Source organism: Holophagales bacterium, assembly GCA_016719485.1.
Classification (GTDB): Bacteria; Acidobacteriota; Thermoanaerobaculia; order UBA5066; family UBA5066; genus UBA5066.
Genome location: JADJZB010000008.1, coordinates 184,698 through 198,308, shown reverse-complemented (window position 1 = coordinate 198,308; position 13,611 = coordinate 184,698). Strand labels below are relative to the sequence as shown.

At 71.3% G+C, this 13,611-nt stretch carries 14 protein-coding genes; 7 read left to right on the top strand and 7 right to left on the bottom strand.

What is annotated here, in order from left to right:
- Positions 1 to 4 precede the first annotated feature (4 nt).
- The gene (locus tag IPN03_07325) at positions 5 to 475 is read right to left on the bottom strand and encodes a transcriptional repressor (GenBank protein ID MBK9373538.1); all 471 of its coding nucleotides are present in this window, start codon (positions 473 to 475) and stop codon (positions 5 to 7) included.
- A gap of 47 nt (positions 476 to 522) precedes the next feature.
- On the opposite strand from IPN03_07325, the gene IPN03_07320 reads away from it, so the two are divergent.
- The gene (locus IPN03_07320) at positions 523 to 942 is read left to right on the top strand and encodes a YjbQ family protein (GenBank protein MBK9373537.1); all 420 of its coding nucleotides are present in this window, start codon (positions 523 to 525) and stop codon (positions 940 to 942) included.
- Here IPN03_07320 and aroF read toward each other — a convergent pair.
- Both aroF and IPN03_07310 read right to left on the bottom strand, forming a co-directional pair.
- On the bottom strand, positions 929 to 2,839 hold the full coding sequence (aroF, locus tag IPN03_07315) for a 3-deoxy-7-phosphoheptulonate synthase (GenBank protein MBK9373536.1): 1,911 nt from the start codon (positions 2,837 to 2,839) through the stop codon (positions 929 to 931). The two genes, IPN03_07320 and aroF, sit on opposite strands and share 14 nt — an antisense overlap.
- Positions 2,840 to 3,039: 200 nt before the next feature.
- On the bottom strand, positions 3,040 to 3,411 hold the full coding sequence (locus tag IPN03_07310; GenBank protein ID MBK9373535.1) for a phage holin family protein: 372 nt from the start codon (positions 3,409 to 3,411) through the stop codon (positions 3,040 to 3,042).
- Between the two features lie 106 nt (positions 3,412 to 3,517).
- Between IPN03_07310 and IPN03_07305 the strand changes: the two genes are divergently transcribed.
- The gene (locus IPN03_07305; GenBank protein ID MBK9373534.1) at positions 3,518 to 3,952 is read left to right on the top strand and encodes a hypothetical protein; all 435 of its coding nucleotides are present in this window, start codon (positions 3,518 to 3,520) and stop codon (positions 3,950 to 3,952) included.
- Positions 3,953 to 4,089: 137 nt separating this feature from the next.
- Here the strand turns inward: IPN03_07305 and IPN03_07300 are convergent, their stop codons facing one another.
- Entirely contained in the window at positions 4,090 to 6,900 is a 2,811-nt protein-coding gene (locus IPN03_07300; protein MBK9373533.1) for a vitamin B12-dependent ribonucleotide reductase, read from the bottom strand.
- Between the two features lie 245 nt (positions 6,901 to 7,145).
- On the opposite strand from IPN03_07300, the gene IPN03_07295 reads away from it, so the two are divergent.
- The 3 genes from IPN03_07295 (at position 7,146) to IPN03_07285 (ending at position 9,401) form a co-directional block, all read left to right on the top strand.
- On the top strand, positions 7,146 to 7,517 hold the full coding sequence (locus IPN03_07295; protein MBK9373532.1) for an iron-sulfur cluster assembly accessory protein: 372 nt from the start codon (positions 7,146 to 7,148) through the stop codon (positions 7,515 to 7,517).
- A gap of 79 nt (positions 7,518 to 7,596) precedes the next feature.
- Complete coding sequence (locus IPN03_07290; protein MBK9373531.1) at positions 7,597 to 8,787, top strand: MFS transporter; 1,191 nt, start codon at positions 7,597 to 7,599, stop codon at positions 8,785 to 8,787.
- Positions 8,784 to 9,401, top strand: coding sequence for a DUF59 domain-containing protein (locus tag IPN03_07285; protein MBK9373530.1), 618 nt, complete (start codon positions 8,784 to 8,786; stop codon positions 9,399 to 9,401). Before IPN03_07290 ends, IPN03_07285 begins: the two co-directional genes overlap by 4 nt.
- 7 nt (positions 9,402 to 9,408) lie before the next feature.
- Here IPN03_07285 and IPN03_07280 read toward each other — a convergent pair whose 3' ends face one another.
- Positions 9,409 to 10,770 carry a hypothetical protein gene (locus IPN03_07280; GenBank protein MBK9373529.1) on the bottom strand — a complete coding sequence of 454 codons (1,362 nt, stop codon included), beginning with the start codon at positions 10,768 to 10,770 and terminating at the stop codon, positions 9,409 to 9,411.
- Between the two features lie 45 nt (positions 10,771 to 10,815).
- On the opposite strand from IPN03_07280, the gene IPN03_07275 reads away from it, so the two are divergent.
- Positions 10,816 to 11,319 (top strand): acyl-CoA thioesterase, encoded by a 504-nt coding sequence (locus tag IPN03_07275; protein ID MBK9373528.1) that lies wholly within the window; start codon positions 10,816 to 10,818, stop codon positions 11,317 to 11,319.
- Here the strand turns inward: IPN03_07275 and IPN03_07270 are convergent.
- The gene (locus IPN03_07270; protein MBK9373527.1) at positions 11,306 to 11,614 is read right to left on the bottom strand and encodes a DUF2203 domain-containing protein; all 309 of its coding nucleotides are present in this window, start codon (positions 11,612 to 11,614) and stop codon (positions 11,306 to 11,308) included. The two genes, IPN03_07275 and IPN03_07270, sit on opposite strands and share 14 nt — an antisense overlap.
- A 20-nt stretch (positions 11,615 to 11,634) precedes the next feature.
- Between IPN03_07270 and IPN03_07265 the strand changes: the two genes are divergently transcribed.
- On the top strand, positions 11,635 to 12,990 hold the full coding sequence (locus IPN03_07265) for a hypothetical protein (protein MBK9373526.1): 1,356 nt from the start codon (positions 11,635 to 11,637) through the stop codon (positions 12,988 to 12,990).
- Here the strand turns inward: IPN03_07265 and IPN03_07260 are convergent.
- Positions 12,974 to 13,558 carry a TetR/AcrR family transcriptional regulator gene (locus IPN03_07260; protein MBK9373525.1) on the bottom strand — a complete coding sequence of 195 codons (585 nt, stop codon included), beginning with the start codon at positions 13,556 to 13,558 and terminating at the stop codon, positions 12,974 to 12,976. The genes IPN03_07265 and IPN03_07260 overlap by 17 nt on opposite strands.
- Positions 13,559 to 13,611: the final 53 nt, after the last annotated feature.

Below are 13,611 nucleotides of genomic sequence, written 5' to 3'. Positions count from 1 at the left end.
CCCTTTACGCGGGCGTGGACCCGCGGGACTTCCCATCGCGCACCTGGCATTCGGCGCAGACCCCGCGGATCTGGTGCGAGTGCGTCGTCGCCGCGAAGCCGTACTTCCGGCAGACCGCATCCTGCAGCTCCTCGATGCGCGAATCGACGAACTCGATGACGCCGCCGCAGGAGGTGCAGACGAGGTGGTCGTGGTGCTCGCCGACGAGGAGCCTCTCGTAGCGGTACTTCTCGTCGTTCAGACGAACGCGCGAGACGAGGCCGCAGTCGTAGAGGAGGTCGAGCGTCCGGTAGACCGTCGCCCGGCTGACCTTCTTTCCCTTTCCCCGCAGCCGCACGACGAGGTCGTCGGCGTCGAAGTGGTGGTGGGTGGCGAAGATCTCCTCGAAGAGGGCGGTCCTCTCGCGGGTGGTCTTGAGCCCGCGTCGCCTCAGGAAATCGGCGAAAAGTCGGCGTTCCTCGACGGTTTCCGTCATGACGGAGACGATATCGCAACCCGGCCCCGACCGGGAGGGCGGGGACCGTGAAGTCGTACCGCAAAGAGCTCACCTTCCACGTTCCGAAGCGGATCGGTTTCGTGAACGTGACCCCCGAGGTCGAGGCCGCCATCCGCGAGAGCGGCGTCGCCGAGGGTCTCTGCCTCGTCAACCCGATGCACATCACCGCCTCGGTCTTCGTCAACGACGACGAGAGGGGCCTCCTCGCCGACTTCGAGCGCTTCTTCGAGGCGCTCGTGCCGCACGAGCCCGTCCGTTCGTGGCGGCACAACGACACCGGCGAGGAGAACGCCGACGCCCACGTGAAGAGACAGCTCATGGGGCGCGAGGCCGTCCTCGCGATCACCGCGGGGCGGCTCGACCTCGGGCCCTGGGAGCAGGTCTTCTACGGCGAGTGGGACGGGCGGCGGTCCAAGAGGGTCCTCATCAAGATCATCGGGGAGTGAGCGGCTGGGGGGCGGCGACGTCCGGCGTCCACCCTTCCGCCGTGAGCCCCATCGCGATGAGCGAATCCGCGAGGCGCCGGGCCGAGGTCTCGTCCATCCCCGGCGTCTCGAGGTAGCGCGCCGTGACGCTCTCCTCGCGCACCGCGTCGCGAAGCGGCACGCCGGCGGCGCGCTTGGCACCGGCGACCCTCCGGCAGAGCTCGAGACGCCGGACGACGAGGCGGCCGATCTCCCGGTCGACCGCATCGATCGCCGTTCTCACCCTCTCGATGGACGGTGTCGCTCCCGGCAGGAGGCCGAAGTCGTCGCAGAGCCGCTCGAGCTCCTCCGGCAGGAGAGCCTGGGGGCCGTCGCACCACGCCGACTCGGGGGCGTCGTGGACCTCGATGATCAGGCCGTCGACCCCCGCGCCCCAGGCGGCGCGGGCCAGGCCCGGCACGAGCTCCTTGCGGCCGGACGCGTGGGACGGGTCGGCCAGCAGCGGCAGGTGCGTCAGGTGGCGGGCCGCGAGGAGCCCCCCGAGGTCGAGCGTCCCGCGCGTCGAGCTCTCGAACGTCCGGATTCCCCGCTCGCACAGCATCACGCCCTCGCACCCCGCGTCGAGGAGGTACTCGGCCGACGAGAGCCACTCGGCGACGGTCGTCCCGAATCCGCGCTTGAGGAGGACCGGGCGTCCCGCCCCGCCGGCCTCCTTCAGGAGGTCGTAGTTCTGGCAGTTGCGCGCCCCGATCTGGAGGACGTCCGCGAGCTCGGCGACCGGTCCGACCTGCGCGGGGGCCATCACCTCGGTGACGACGGGAAGCCCGACGCTTTCGCCCGCCGCCTTCAGCCAGTGCAGCGCCTGCAGGCCGTGGCCCTGGAACGCGTACGGGGAGGTCCTCGGCTTGAAGACGCCCCCCCGCAGGGCCGTCGCCCCCGCCCGCGCCACGGCCCGCGCGAGCCTCTGCACCTGCTCTTCCGACTCCACGGCGCACGGCCCGGCGATCACCGCGCGGGCCCCTCCGCCGACACGGAACCCGCCGACGGAGACGACCGTCGGCGGGAGGAGGTCGGTCGCGCGCGGGAGGCTCTCGATCCGCGGCCGGCGCGCGACCTCGGGCGAGGGCCCGAGCCAGACCGCGCCCCTGGCCTTCGACTCGCCGAGGGCGGCGGCCACCGCCGGCAGAAACGACTCCGGGACGACCGCGAAGCCGGCTCCCGGGCCGGAGGAGACGACCTCGAGCCCCGCCTGCCGCAGGTGCGCCGCGAGGCGCTCCGTCGTGACGCGAAGGACGCGCAACGGGGCCGTCTCGCCGCCGGACGCGTTCTCCCTCGCCAGCCGCCAGAACACCGTGCCGTTGGGCCGCAGGTCCGAGACGTCCTCGAGGAGCGGGACGAGCTCCGCCGCGAGCGCCGCCTCCTCCGAGCAGACGGCGGCGCGCGGTCCCCCGAGGCGCGCCACGCGCACGGCCGCGTCGGCGGTGTCGGCCTCCTCCACGGCACGCGCTCCCAGGCGCGCCAGGAGGGCCGTGCACTGCCTGAGGACCGGAGGCTGCGAGTGAACCTCCGTGACGGCCTCGAGGTCGAGGCCGCGGGGCACGGCCAGGACGAGGCGCATGGGGATCTCCACCTCGCCCAGGACGACGAGGCGGGCCCCGGCGTCGACGGTCTGGCCGAGCGGGAAGAGGGCCTCGACGACCGGGCCGATGACCCGGTCGATCGCGGGGAGGAGCGCCTCGTCGACCTCTCCGGAGACGAGGGCCGAAAGGAGGGCCGGGAACGTCGGCAGCGCCACCGGTCGGCCGCTCATCGCCGCCGCCCGGGCCCCGAAGGAGCCCTCCCGGCCCTGGTAGCCGGCGCACAGGACGCGCCGTTCGCATCGTTCCAGGGGTTCGTTCGTCTCGTTCCGGTTCGTCATCGGGTCCTCCTCGGGATCTCGTCGAAAACCAAAAGCCCCCCTCCACCGTCTCGGGGAGGGGGGCTTCCGGATGGTCCGGTTCGTCCGCCGTGAGCTACACGCCCACCCCTCCGCCGGACGGCGTATAGACGCCGCCGAAAGCCGTAAACGAGGGGAAGGACGCCGGCACGGTCACGACGAAGGGAACGATAACCCGGCTGTCAAGGCCGGTCGCGCTTCCCGTCGTCGATGAGGACCCACGAGAGGAGGACCGAGACGACCGACACGACGAGGGCGCCGAGGAACGCCGTCCAGAAGTCGGCGACGCTGAAGTCGATTCCGAAGAGCTGCCCGAGCCGCGCGGTCAGCAGGAGCATGACGGCGTTCAGGACGAAGGTGAAGAGGCCGAGCGTCAGGACGAGGAGCGGGCAGGAGAGGAGCTTGAGGAACGGCCTCACGAGCGCGTTCAGGACGCCGAAGACGAGCGCCGTGAGGAGCAGCGACGTGACGCTTCCGGCGTGGATCCCGGGAACGATGTAGGCCGCGGCCCCGAGGGCGACGGCGTTGATGAGGATGCGCAGGACCAGCTTCATCGGCGCGGTCTCCTTACAGGCCGGCAACGATACCCCGCGCCGCGGCGTAACGCCGCGTTGACTCGCCGCGCCCCGCTGCGGCACGCTCCCGGGCGAGGAGACGCCCATGGACCGCAGATACCGCCAGCGCGGCTACCAGGACAAAGGCCCTTCCGAGCCCCGCGGTCCGCAGGGTCCTTCCGACGATCGCCCGGCGCGCCTCGAGGGGGCTCCGCGCGGCAGGAGCGCGGGGCGCCCGAGCGTGGAGGTCTTCCGCTGCCGGGGCTGCGGCGAGAAGAACGACCCGGCGGTGGCCCCGGCGGCCGTCTGTGCCAAGTGCGGGACGCCTCTCCACGCCTGCGCGCAGTGCCGGCATTTCGACGGCGGAGCCCAGTTCCAGTGCCGGCAGCCGATCCCGGCCCCCATCTCCGCGAAGTCGCGCGCGAACGCGTGCACGTTCTACGAGCCCGCCGTCACGCTCGACCTCACGGGCCGGAAGGCGACCGACACGCCGGACCAGGCCCGCTCCGCCTTCGACCAGCTCTTCGGCAAGAAACCGTAGCGGCTGCGCGGGCGCTGCGCGCAGCGGCCGCGAGCTGCCGCCCATCCCGACAACAGCTGTAGCGGCCGCAGGCCGCCTCCTCACCGCGGCGGAGGGGTCCGGGGGACCCGCGTGGAAACGGGTCCCCCGGGATCATTTCAGCTGCAGCCGCTCGTCTCGCCGCAGTTCAGGCACTTGTAGCAGGCCCCGTTGCGCACCATGAGGTGCCCGCACTGGTGACAGCTCGGGGCGTCGGCGCTGTTCTCGAAGGTCTGCACCTGGGCCCCCGTCCCCGCGGGGCGCTGCGGCGGCGCGACCTGGATCTGGGCCCACGGCCCGCCGTTGCCGTTGCCGTTCTCCTCGCGCGCGATGACCCCCGCCTTCGCCCTCAGGTCCGCGGTCAGGAACCGGGACGCGAGGTAGCGGAAGATGTAGTCGACGAGGCTCTTGGCGATCGGGATCTCGGGGTTCTTCGTGTAGCCCGCCGGCTCGAAGCGCATGTGGCTGAACTTCTCCACGAGGGCCTCGAGCGGCACGCCGTACTGGAGCGTCAGCGAGATGGCCGTGGCGAAGGCGTCCATGAGGCCCGAGATCGTCGATCCCTCCTTCGCCATCGTCAGGAAGATCTCGCCCGGGTTGCCGTCCTCGTAGAGGCCGACGGTGATGTACCCCTCGTGGCCGCCGACGGAGAACTTGTGGGTCAGGGCGCGGCGCTCGTCGGGCAGCTTCTTGCGGCGGGGCCCCTGCGCGGGGGCCGCGACCGGGACGGCCGTCGTCGAGGCCACGCCCCTCGTCCCCTTCACCGCGTCGTCGCTCTTGCTCGCCGCCGTGTTGAGCGGCTGGGTCTTCTTGCAGCCGTCCCGGTAGACGGCGATCGCCTTGAGGCCGAGCTTCCAGCCCTCGAGGTAGACGTTCGTGATGTCCTCGACGGTCGCGTCGGGCGGGAGGTTCACCGTCTTGGAGATCGCCCCGGAGAGGAACGGCTGGACGGCCGCCATCATCCGCACGTGCCCCATCGCGCCGATGGAGCGCGTGCCGCCGACGGCCTTGAAGGCGCAGTCGAAGACGGGGAGGTGGTCCGGCTCGAGGTCCGGCGCCCCCTCGATCGTCCCCTTCTCGTCGACCCAGGCCACGATCGCGTGCACCTGCGCGTCCGTGTACCCGAGGCGCTGGAGCGCGTGCGGGACGGTGTTGTTGACGATCTTGATCGTCCCGCCGCCGACGAGCTTCTTGTACTTGACGAGCGCGAGGTCGGGCTCCACGCCCGTCGTGTCGCAGTCCATCATGAAGCCGATGGTCCCGGTCGGGGCGAGGACGGTCGCCTGCGCGTTGCGGAAGCCGTGCTGCCGGCCCGACTCGAGCGTCAGGTCCCACACGCCGAGCTGCGCCTCGTAGAGCTCCTTCGGGACGCCCGCGCGGGAGATCCGGGCCGCTGCGTCGCGGTGCATCCCCATCACGGCGAGGTAGGCGTCGCGGTTCGGCTCGTACACCCGGAACGTCCCGACCTCCGACGCGATGCGCGAGGACGTGAGGCAGGCCTGCCCGTGCATGAGGCTCGTGACGGCCGCCGCCCACGCGCGGCCCGCGTCGCCGTCGTACGGGAGACCGTTGTACATGAGAAGCGCGCCGAGGTTGGCGTAGCCGAGCCCGATCGGCCGGAAGTCGTGCGAGTTCTTCTCGATGGCGGGCGTCGGGTAGGAGGCCTCGTCGACGAGCATCTCCTGCGCGGCGAAGACGACGTCGACGGCGTGGCGGAACCTCTCCACGTCGAAGCCCCCGTCCTCCTTCGCGAACTTCATCAGGTTCAGGGACGCGAGGTTGCACGCGGAGTCGTCGACGAACATGTACTCCGAGCAGGGGTTCGACGCGTTGATCCGGTGCGTGGCCTTGCAGGGGTTCCAGCGGTTGATCGTCGTGTCGTACTGGATCCCCGGGTCGCCGCAGATCCAGGCGGCTTCGGCCATGCGGCGCAGGACCGCGCGGGCCTCGTGGGTGGTGAGCGGCTCACCGGTCGTCACGGCGTGGCACGCGTACTCCCGCCCCGCCTCCACGGCCTGCATGAACTCGTCCGTCACCCGGACGGTGTGGTTCGCGTTCTGGAACAGGACGTTGTTGTAGACCTCGCCGCCGAAGGAGCCGTCCCAGCCCGCCTCGATGAGGTCCCACGCCTTGCGCTCCTCCTTCGCCTTGCAGTCGATGAACTCGAGGACGTCGGGGTGGTCGACGTTCAGGATGACCATCTTCGCGGCGCGGCGCGTCTTGCCGCCCGACTTGATGGCCCCCGCGAAGCTGTCGAAGCCCTTCATGAACGAGACGGGGCCGGAGGCAATGCCGCCCGAGGAGAGGCACTCGGTCGAAGAGCGCAGGGAGGAGAGGTTCGAGCCGGTGCCGGAGCCGAACTTGAAGAGCATCCCCTCCGTCTTGGCGAGGTCGAGGATCGAGCCCATCGAGTCGCCGACGGCGTTGATGAAGCACGCGGAAGCCTGGGGCTTGACCTCGACGCCGACGTTGAACCAGACGGGGGAGTTGAAGCTCGCCGCCTGGTTCACGAGGATCGCCGTCAGCTCGTCGCGGAAGGCGTCCCGGTCCGCCGCGGTCCGGAAGTAGCCCCCTTTCGAGCCGTAGCCCGTGATGGTCTCGACGACCCGCCCGATGAGCTGCCGCACGGAGCGCTCCCGCTCGGGCGTCCCGGCCCTGCCGTGAAAGTACTTCTGCGTGACGATGTTCGTCGCGGTCATCGACCAGAACTTCGGAACCTCCACGTCCTTCTGCTCGAAGAAGACCTCGCCCTTGTCGTTCGTGATCGCGGCGGTCCGCAGCTCCCAGTCGATGGCGTCGAAGGGGTGCGTGACGCCGTCGCTGAAGAGGCGGCGGAACGTGAGGCCGCGCAGCCCGGAACGGGCGGCGGCGGGCTCCGATCCGGTGTGGGTGGCGGTCTGGGCGGCGGAGCGATCGGCAGAAGCGGTCACGGCAGACTCCCTTGTGGAATTCCGTTATGTGGGATGAGGAATTCTATGAGAACGGGGGGAGCGAACGCAACATGTCGTGGGTGTTGTAGTAAGGACCACTAGATTTTGTGCGGACGCCGAAGATCTGGTCCGGATCTTGCTGTCCGGGGTTTGACAGGCGCGTTGACGCCGATCGCGACTCGGAGCGACAATGAAAGGTTCGTGGCTCCATGCCGTCCGCCTGGCGGGGCCGCGAGGAGGAACCGATGGCGTCCACGACACTCAACACCGCCACCGTCTCCGTCCAGGAGACGTTCGCTCTCAGCCTCACGGACCGTGCCGTCGACAAGGTCAAGGACTTCGCCGCCAAGATGCCCGACGCGGGCGGCAAGGCGCTCCGGGTCTTCGTCCAGGCCGGCGGCTGCTCCGGCTTCCAGTACGGGTTCACCTTCGACGACGCGAAGGAGACGGACCACGTCCTGGCCGTCAGCGGGATCCAGGTCCTCGTCGACAAGACGAGCGCGATGAAGCTCAACGGCTCCACCGTCGACTGGATCGAGGACTTCCGCGGCGCGGGCTTCTCCGTGGAGAACCCGAACGCCGGCGGCGGCTGCGGCTGCGGCAAGAGCTTCGCCTGAGCCGGATCGCCCCGCGAGAGGACGACGGCCCCCGTCCGGGGGCCGTCTCCGTCTCCGGGGCCCCAGCGAAACCCACAGAGTGAGCCGGCGCCTCTCCCCCCTCGCCGTCGTCTTCCTGACGGTCTTCATCGACCTCGTCGGCTTCGGCATCGTCATCCCGCTCGTCCCGCTCTACGCCGAGGCCTACGACCCGTCGCCGCTCGCCTTCGGGGTGCTGATGGCGAGCTTCTCGGCGATGCAGTTCCTCTTCGCCCCGCTCCTCGGAAGGCTCTCGGACCGGATCGGGCGGCGCCCCGTCCTCCTCTTCTCCCTCTTCGGGAGCTTCCTCAGCTACCTCCTCTTCGCGTTCTCGGGTTCCTTCGCCGGGCTCCTCGCGTCGCGCACGCTGGCCGGCATCATGGGCGCCAACATCGGCACGGCGCAGGCGGTCATCGCCGACGTGACGCCGCAGGGCGACCGCGCGCGCGGCATGGGCCTCGTCGGCATGGCCTTCGGCCTCGGCTTCGTCTTCGGCCCGGCCATCGGCGGTTTCGCCGTGAAGGTGAGCCCCGCTCTTCCCGGCCTCGTCGCCGCGGGACTCTCGCTCGTCGCCTTCGTGTGGGCCTTCTTCGGCCTGCCCGAGACGCGCCCCGCGAGTGCCGCTGCCCGGCAGACCCGGCGCTACTTCCCCCTGCGCGCCGCGCTCGCCGGCCTGCGCCGCCCGGTCGTCGGAGCGCTCCTCATCGTCACGCTCCTGAACACGACGGCGTTCTCGAACTTCGAGGCGACGTTCGCGCAGTTCGCACGGAGCCGCTTCGGGCACGACCCGTCGACGGTCTCCTGGCTCTTCGTCCTGATCGGCGTGACCGCGGCCATCGTCCAGGGGGGGCTCATCCGGCGCCTCGTTCCGCTCCTCGGCGAGGCGCGGCTCATCGGCATCGGGACGTCGCTCCTCGCTCTTTCCTTCGCCGGGCTCGTCCTCGTTCCGGGGAACGGCGCGCTGATCGCCCTCGTGGTGATGACGGCGGCCGGGAGCGGCCTGACGAACCCCGCCCTCGCCGGGCTTCTCTCCCGCTCGACGGACGCCGCCGAGCAGGGGGAGGTCCTCGGCGCCGCCCAGTCCCTCTCCTCGCTCGGGCGGATCATCGGACCGTTCTGGGGCGAGCACGTCTGGTTCAAGTGGGGCGCCGCGGGCCCGTATGGGACCGGCGCGCTCCTCGAGGTCGCGGCCGTCGTCGTCGTCCTCGTCGGCCTGCGCGCCGTGGCCTCGCCGGCGCGGAACGCGTCGTGACGCGAACCCCTGCGATCCTCCTCCACCGCGACAGTCCCGCGGTGAGGGTCCCGAGCGGAGAGAGCACCGTGCTCCCCGAGGGAATCCCCGTCTACCTCGTCCAGTCCCTCGGCGGCTCGTTCACGGTGCAGGCTCCGACCGTAGGCGGCCTCTTCCGGATCGCCGCCGACGACGCCGACGCCCTCGGCCTCGACGCTCCCGCACTTCCCGCCGCGCCCAGGGCCGCTGCGAAGGGGCCCGCGAGCGAGGAGGACGTCTGGCGGGCCTTGAAGCAGTGTTACGACCCGGAGATCCCCGTGAACATCGTCGACCTGGGCCTCGTCTACGACCTGACTTTGTCTCCCCTGCGGGGCGGGTCTCCCCTGCGGGGCGGGTCTCCCCTGCGGGGCGGGTCGCGGGGCGGGTCGCCTGCGCAGCCTGAACCGGTCCACGTCAGCGTGAAGATGACGCTCACGGCTCCCGGCTGCGGCATGGGCCCGGCGATCGCGGCCGACGCTCGCGGACGGGTCCTCGCCGTGCCCGGGGTCGCATCGGCGGACGTCGTGCTCGTCTGGGATCCGCCCTGGAGCGCGGACATGGCGACGCCCGAGGGACGCCGCGTCCTGGGGATGTAACCCCTCCTCAGGGCGCTTTCGGGAGCGTCAGGATGAAGCGCGTTCCCTTGTCGCCGAGCGACTCGCAGCGGATCGCGCCACCCATCTGCTTCAGGAGCGCTGCGGTCTCCGGCAGCCCGAGGCCGTTCTTTTCCGGGTCTCGCGCCTGGAACGACGGAAGGAAGATCTTCTCCTGGTCGGCAGCGGGAACCGGCAGCCCGTTGTTCGTGAAGACGAGGGCGACGTAGGGGTCCTTCACGAAGGCCTCGACGACGACGAGGCGCTTCGTTCCCACGCTCGCGTCGGGGTCGCCCTCTTCGAACCGGCGGACGATCGCCTTGCGCGCGTTCCGCAGCAGGTTCACGAAGATCTCGGTCATCCGTGGCGCGTCGGCGACCACCCGGGGCGCGGGCTCGTCCATGTCGTTCCGGACCCTGACCTTCGCCCCCTTCAGCACCCTTCCGAGGAGCTTCTGCGACCGCTCGAGGACCTCGGAGGGGTCGACGGGCTCGAGCTTGAGAGGCGCGGACGCTGCGAAGCGCTCCAGCTCGGCGACGACCTCGGAGAGGCGCAGGAGTCCCGACAGGGCGTCGGCGATCTTGATCCGGATCGCATCCCGCTCCGCCGGGGTCTCCTCGCCACCGGAAGAGAGGACCCTCTGCACGGCGACGAGCGCCTCCGTGAGACGGACCAGGAGCGGGCTCACCTCGCGCCCGAGCTCGACCCCGAGCTCGGCGATCGCCTCCTGCTTGCCGCTGTGGACCTGGACCTCGAGGGCTGCCGGGTTCACCCCCGCCTCGCGGACCGTCCAGACGACCTGCACCAGCTTCCTGTCCGGACCGAACCGGCCCGCGGCCGACACACGGACCGCCACGGCGCCAGCCGGGTTCGCGGCGTTGAGGGCGACTTCCCGGCTCGGCCGTGCCCGGAACGCATCCTCCAGGAGGCCCGCGAGCTGGCCCCGCTCGACCGCCTCGAAGAGCTCGATGACCCGGCGTCCCTCGAGGGCCTTCCCTTCGGCCCCGAAGAGCCTCCTCGCCATGGCGTTCGCGCTCCTGACGAGTCCGGAGGCGTCGGAGAGGACGATGCCGAGCGGGAGAGCCTCGGCCAGGCTCGGTCCCGAGACTCCAGGCGGGAGGGGCGTCGGCGCCTCGATCGGTCCCGTCGACTCCGCGGGCGGGGCGCCCGCGATCGGCCGGGTGGGCGAGCCGGGCGTCGTGGCGGCGGGCGACGCGGGCCGGCTGACGGGGGAGCCGGCGGGCGGGCGCAGCGCCGGAAAAGCCTGGGAGAGCCGTGCGCGCAGCTTTTCGTCGGTCACGTCCCCCTCGCCGCGCAACGCACGGTCGAGGAGGGAGTCGAGGTCGTCGTCGAGATTCGGGGTGCGTGCCACCGCGACCGTATTCTCACCCGAACTGCAGTGCTAGAGTCGATCCGGATGCGTGATGTCCGTCTTCCCGAGTTCCCGTGCGTCGTCGGGGTGGAGGTCCGCTTCCGGGACCTCGACGCGATGGGTCACGTGAACAACGCGGTCTACCTGACGTACTTCGAGCAGGCCCGCCTCGCGTTCTGGCGGGCGATCCACCCCGGCGGCGTTCCGGACGAAGCGATCGACCCGGCGCGGATCGGCTTCGTCCTGGCCAGGGCCGAGTGCGATTACGTCTCGCCGGTGCGTCTCGGGGAGCGGCTCCTCGTCGGGTGCCGCGCCGGTGATTTCGGGACCTCCTCGTTCGCGTTCGACTACCGGATCGTCGCGGCCGGGGGCGCGGTCGACGGCGAGGTCCGCATCGTCGCTTCGGGTCGTACGATCCAGGTGACCTGGGACTGGGCCGCGGGAAAGAAGTCCCCGCTGTCGGCGGACCTGCGGTCGCGGATCGAGGCGTTCCAGGCGGCTCCGCCCAAGAGCTTCCCGCGCCTTGGCCACCCTCCTACTGGATCCTGACGCGCCCCGAGAACCCCTCGTCGTACCCGTGGTAGTAGTCGAGCGCCTCCTCGGGCCACCGCCAGCACCAGTATCCGTCGCCGGAGTCGAAATCGACGAGCCACGGCCCCTTGACCTCGATCCCGAGCTCGTTCATCTCGCGTGCCCACGCCACCAGGACCTCCCGCGCCTCGGGCCCGTCCGCCTCCGCTCCGCCCCCGGCGAGGCCTTCGATCTTCGAGAGGGCGCGCCGCGTTCTCTCCCTTACCGCGGGAAGGAGCTTGCGGGCCTCCTCGAACGTGAACGTCCTCTTCACTCCAGGATCGTAACCCGGAGGTGGGCGCGTTGATCCCGGCGCTCCTGGCTTACGGCGCCGCCGTATTCCTGGTGGGGCTCTTCGCCGCGCGCCGCGCCTCCCGCTCGTCCGAGGCGTTTCTCCTCGGAGATCGTTCGTTCGGCCTCCTCGCGACCTGGGCCGCCCTCACCTCCACGACGATCGGCGGCTCGACCACCCTGGTCCTGGCAGCCCTCGTTGCCGCTCGCGGCCTTCCCGGCCTCTGGCTCGACCTCTCCGGGGCGCTCGGGCTCCTGGCCCTCGGCCTCTTCCTCGCCCGCAAGATCCGCGAGACGGGAGAGGTGACGCTCGCCGCCGTCGTCGGAAGGTTCTACGGCGAGAGGGTGCGGAAGATCGCCGCGCTCCTCGTCGTGCTCGCCGAGATCGTCTGGTTCGCCCTCCTCGCCCAGGCGACCGAGACGGTCGTCACCGCCCTGACCGACTGGAACGCCACCACGGTCCTCGTCGCCACCGCCGCGCTCTTCGTCGCCTACACGAGCCTCGGGGGGCAGCGGGCCGTCGTGAGGACCGACATCCTGCAGCTCGGCCTGATGCTCGTCGGCATCGTCGGCGTCGCTCTTCCTCTCGCGCTCTCATCGCTGGCGCGGACAGGCTGGCCGCAGGAACTCCTCGTCTTCCCCGTCGGCCCCCGCTTCGGCTGGTCCGACGCGGGCGCGCTCCTCGTCCTCGTCGGCCTGCCCCACGCGGTCGGGAGCGACGTGTGGGCCAAGCTCCTGTCGGCCCGGGACGCGGCGACGGCTCGCCGCGCCGCCTTCGGTGCTGCGGCGGGCAAGCTCGGATTCGGGGCCGCCGTGACGGTCGTGGCGCTCGCCGGCGTCGCACTCGGGGTCGGCGGTGAGCCCCAGGCCCTCTTCCCGGCCACGGTCCGCGAGCTGGCGGGGCCGCTCCTCTCGCCGCTTCTCCTCGTCGCGCTCGTGGCGACGATGCAGTCGTCCGCCGACTCGGTTCTCCTCTCTGCCGCGGCGGCGACCTCTCACGACCTGCTCGGCGGAGCCCCTCCCCGCACGGCCCGGCTCCTCGTCGTCGCCTACGGGGTGCTCGGACTCGCCGTCGCGCTGGCGATGCGCGACGTCCTGGAGACGTTCCGCCTCGGCTACACCATCTTCGCGTCGGGACTCATCCTCCCCACGCTTCTCGCCTTCGTCCCCCGTCTCTCCGTGCGGTCCGGTGTCGCCGGGGCGTCGATGCTCCTCGGGGGGGGCGCCGCAGTGGCCGCCAGGGTCTCGGGCTGGGGCCCGGACCCGGTCCTCACGGGAACCGCCGTGAACGCACTGGTCCTCCTCGCCGGTCTCGCCTGGGGCCCGGGCCGGGCGCCCGCGCTCAGACGAGACCGCTGAGGCGCAGCGCCGCCGCGACGACGGCGGCGCGGGCCGCCTCGTCCGGAAGCCCCTGCACCGGCCGGGGAGCGGCGACGAAGGTCGCGTCGACGAGGGCGACGACCGACTGCGCGACCTCCCCCGCGTCCGGCGCCGGCCTCCCATTGGACGGCGTCAGCAGTGGACGCAGGGTCGAGGCGAACCAGCGGACCCTTTCGTCGGGCTCTCCCCCTCCTGCGGGCCCGGCGAGCCTGTCGAGAAGCGCGAGGCGCGCGAGGGTCGGGCGCTGGGCGCCGAACTCGAAGAGCCCCCCGACGAGGCCCGCGACCGTCTCGGCCCCCGTTCCGGAGGGAATGTCGGGAAGCGTTCCCCGGCACGCGTTCCCGATGACGGCCCGGTAGAGCCCTTCCTTGCTGCCGAAGTGATAGTGGAGGGTCGCGACGTTCACGCTCGCCCGGGCGGCCACGGCCCGGGTCGTGGCGCCGACGAAGCCGCACGCGGCGAACGCCTCTGCAGCCGCCCGCAGGATCTCCTGCCGGGTCTCCTCGGGGTTACCGTCTCGTGGCCGACCGACGCCCTTCTTTTCCATCGTTCGCTTTCCGCAGCGTATCGGCATTCGGATTCCAGGTTCCAGGCTCTTCC

Excerpts from the sequence above, each read along its gene's own strand:
- IPN03_07325 (MBK9373538.1), bottom strand. The coding sequence starts at position 475 with ATGACGGAAACCGTCGAGGAACGCCGACTTTTCGCCGATTTCCTGAGG.
- aroF (MBK9373536.1), bottom strand. The coding sequence starts at position 2,839 with ATGACGAACCGGAACGAGACGAACGAACCCCTGGAACGATGCGAACGG.
- IPN03_07310 (MBK9373535.1), bottom strand. The coding sequence starts at position 3,411 with ATGAAGCTGGTCCTGCGCATCCTCATCAACGCCGTCGCCCTCGGGGCC.
- IPN03_07305 (MBK9373534.1), top strand. The coding sequence starts at position 3,518 with ATGGACCGCAGATACCGCCAGCGCGGCTACCAGGACAAAGGCCCTTCC.
- IPN03_07295 (MBK9373532.1), top strand. The coding sequence starts at position 7,146 with ATGGCGTCCACGACACTCAACACCGCCACCGTCTCCGTCCAGGAGACG.
- IPN03_07275 (MBK9373528.1), top strand. The coding sequence starts at position 10,816 with ATGCGTGATGTCCGTCTTCCCGAGTTCCCGTGCGTCGTCGGGGTGGAG.
- IPN03_07260 (MBK9373525.1), bottom strand. The coding sequence starts at position 13,558 with ATGGAAAAGAAGGGCGTCGGTCGGCCACGAGACGGTAACCCCGAGGAG.